Origin of the sequence: Streptomyces sp. NPDC051020 (assembly GCF_040683105.1) — a bacterium.
Classification (GTDB): Bacteria; Actinomycetota; Actinomycetes; order Streptomycetales; family Streptomycetaceae; genus Streptomyces.
The window spans coordinates 1-2,653 of record NZ_JBFBCG010000203.1 but is presented as its reverse complement, the minus strand read 5'-3'; the positions used below and the strand labels follow the sequence as shown (position 1 = coordinate 2,653).

Sequence of the window (2,653 nt, the reverse complement as noted above, 5' to 3'; positions counted from 1 at the left end):
AGCGGGTACTTCCTCGGCGCAGGCATCGTCTGGGCTCCTCTCATGAGACCCATCTGACCCGCTGTCACCATTCCCCGCATCTCGGGGGAACCTCACTCTTTGACCCGCTGGCCGCCGTGCTACTGGTCAGCGGCAAGCGTCAAGGAACGGACCTGGCGTGCGCCATCATGACGACCGACCTCTCCGCAAACTGGTACGCGACCTACGGCATCCAGCACAGCACCCTGTCTGAGCAGCCCGGCCTCCAACGACTGATCGCCTTCGCCGTACTCGTCTTGGGAACGGCGCCGTTCATCCGACGGCGCCTCACCAATTGAGATGACCTCTTAGGCCATCATGGGAGCTGTGCCAGACGAACTCACGCTGCGGCGAGCAGCACCGGACGACACCGACGCCGTGCATGCGCTGGTCCACAGCGCCTACGCGAAGTGGGTACCGGTGATCGGCCGACCGCCCAAGCCCATGACCGTCGACTACGCCTGGGCGATCACGGCCCACCGCATCGACCTGCTTCACCAGGGCGGTGAGCTGGTGGGTCTCATCGAGCTCATTGTCGAGGACGACGGTCTCCTGCTAATCGAGAACGTGGCCGTTTCACCCTCCAGCCAGGGCAAGGGAATCGGCCGGCGCCTCATGGGACACGCTGAACATGTTGCTGCCGAGGGCGGGATGGGCCGGCTGCGGCTCTACACCAACGAGCAGTTCACCGAGAACATCCGCCTCTACCGTCGGCTCGGGTACCGGATTGACGGCGAGGAGCCCTTCGGGGGAGGCAAGATCGTGCACATGAGCAAGGACCTGACCAGCCACCCTTGACGACGGTCAGCCTTCGATGGCCGGACTGCGGGTCACGCGCCGAAGATCACGCCCAGCACCTTGTCCAGGGCGGCGTCACGCATCACGGTCCCTGGCGTCGCTGCGGGGCCTTCCGGGCGGTCGGACAGCATCCTGACCACGGCGAAGACCATGGAGGCGGGGTGCGCCCACAGCAGGGTGAGCCGCATGCCGGTCCGTAGGAGTGGGCCTGCCCCGCTGTGGTGGACCACCGTGTCCACTGTCTGCAGTGCCGCCAGGCCCGGGTCCGGTCCACTCCAGGCAAGTGCGTCCTCGGCCATGCTGATCGCGCATGCCGTGTCGAAGCCGCCCCGCCGTGGCGTGCGGCTGCCGTCGGGGGCGGTCGACTGGAAGGCCGCAGCAGTGAAATCCCGCGCGAAAGCCGCCAGTTTCATCGGCGTGGCAGGGCGCGCCCCTCGGATCTCGTTGAGCAGGGGCGAAGTGATCAGGCCTCGAGAGGGCATGACTGTGACGGCCACATGCTCCAGTTCGTCCAGGAGTTGAGCGACCTGACGTGTCGATCGCCAATCGCGGGCTGGCCGCGGCTCCAGGCACTCGATGGCGCGGCTGAGCCTCTCGATCCGCTCCGCCCGCCGCTTCAGCCCCTCCGCTCCATCTGACGGAACACACGTGAGGTCGTCCTCAAGCCCGCCGCCAGACTGCACCGGCGAGGAAGAGGCAGCGGGATTCCCGCGGACCTTGGCCCAGGGGGCGGGAAGGGGAAAAGCCGGCCCGGGCGAGGCCGCTCCCTCCTTGAAGACGACATCCGGAGCGGACGGCGGCTTCGAGTCCCATGCGGCGGCGGTGTCGCTGAGGTCGTCGGCTTCGTCTGACAGGTCGAGTTCCGACCCGGGTGTATCGAACGCGTCCAACACGGACCTCCCAGTGGTTCGAAGAGCCCTCCAAGCTTCCCTGGCAGTCACGTTGACGCGGGGCCGACGGTTCCCGGCCCGTTTGCGGGTCAGGTCCGCGCCGCGGGGCCGAGTGTCGGCGTACTTCGTTGACTGCTCCACCAAGTACAGAGGTATGTGCACCAGCAAGGGCCCTGCGATCAGTCGACGTCATCCCGCGGGCATGGTGGTGGCAGGGCGGTGAACCTCCAGGATGACTGCGGTGCCGGCCACGGATCGGTCCTCGTGCATGGTGATCAGCTGGCCGGGCTGGACGTGCTTCCACTGCGAGGGGGTGATGGGCACGAGGCGAACCGTGGCTCGCCCGCCGGGCTCCAGAGAAGGCATGTCCTCGACCCAGAGCCGGGCGATGTTGACCGCGTCGCCTCATCACCGTCATCGAACAACGCGAGTACACCGTCACACCCGCACCCGCACCCGCGCACAGCCCCGCTTCCGCGCTCTACCTCGCCCGCTGCGCCGTGTGCAGGACTCCCTACACACACACCCCTGGAAGAGGGCCCCTCTACCCCCAGGCCCGGGTCACCGGCATCCAGCTGCACCGCCCGTAGCGGGCGCCGGCCCCTGAGAACAGGCATGCCCGCACGCAACGGCGTACCCCAGAGTGGCACGAGCCCGAGATCCGGATTCAGTAAAAGCTTTGGCACAAGGAAGCAGCCACATATGCGGGGGCAGTAGGCCCTTAGAAAGCACTTTATCCGGACCCACTTTGATGCACCCTCACACGCTCCGCCCGAGCCCGGCAGTATGGGCGAGCCGCGTAAACTGTTCAGTGTGCGGATAGACAGCAAGAACGCAAATAGGGGTGGCTGTTGAGCTCGGATCCACCGGCGTGATTCCCGGTTGATCGTTTCGGGGTCGGGCAGGCCGTTTCGGGGCTGGGCTGCGGATTCGGGCGTGGGGTGGCC

Annotated in this window: 2 protein-coding genes and 2 pseudogenes; 2 read left to right on the top strand and 2 right to left on the bottom strand. The window is 66.8% G+C overall.

What is annotated here, in order from left to right; translation table 11 throughout:
* Positions 1–317 (top strand): annotated as a pseudogene (locus tag AB0N06_RS38620) (hypothetical protein); the annotation flags it as partial.
* 28 nt (positions 318–345) lie between these two features.
* Positions 346–816, top strand: coding sequence for a GNAT family N-acetyltransferase (locus AB0N06_RS38615; RefSeq protein WP_366139338.1), 471 nt, complete (start codon positions 346–348; stop codon positions 814–816).
* A gap of 32 nt (positions 817–848) precedes the next feature.
* On the opposite strand, the gene AB0N06_RS38610 is transcribed toward AB0N06_RS38615, so the two are convergent.
* Both AB0N06_RS38610 and AB0N06_RS38605 read right to left on the bottom strand, forming a co-directional pair.
* Entirely contained in the window at positions 849–1,298 is a 450-nt protein-coding gene (locus AB0N06_RS38610; protein WP_366139337.1) for a hypothetical protein, read from the bottom strand.
* A 597-nt stretch (positions 1,299–1,895) separates the two neighbouring features.
* Positions 1,896–2,111, bottom strand: a pseudogene (locus tag AB0N06_RS38605) (hypothetical protein); the annotation flags it as partial.
* Between the last annotated feature and the right edge of the window lie 542 nt (positions 2,112–2,653).

Coding starts and splice junctions, on each gene's coding strand:
- AB0N06_RS38610 (WP_366139337.1), bottom strand. CDS start 1,298: ATGCCCTCTCGAGGCCTGATCACTTCGCCCCTGCTCAACGAGATCCGA.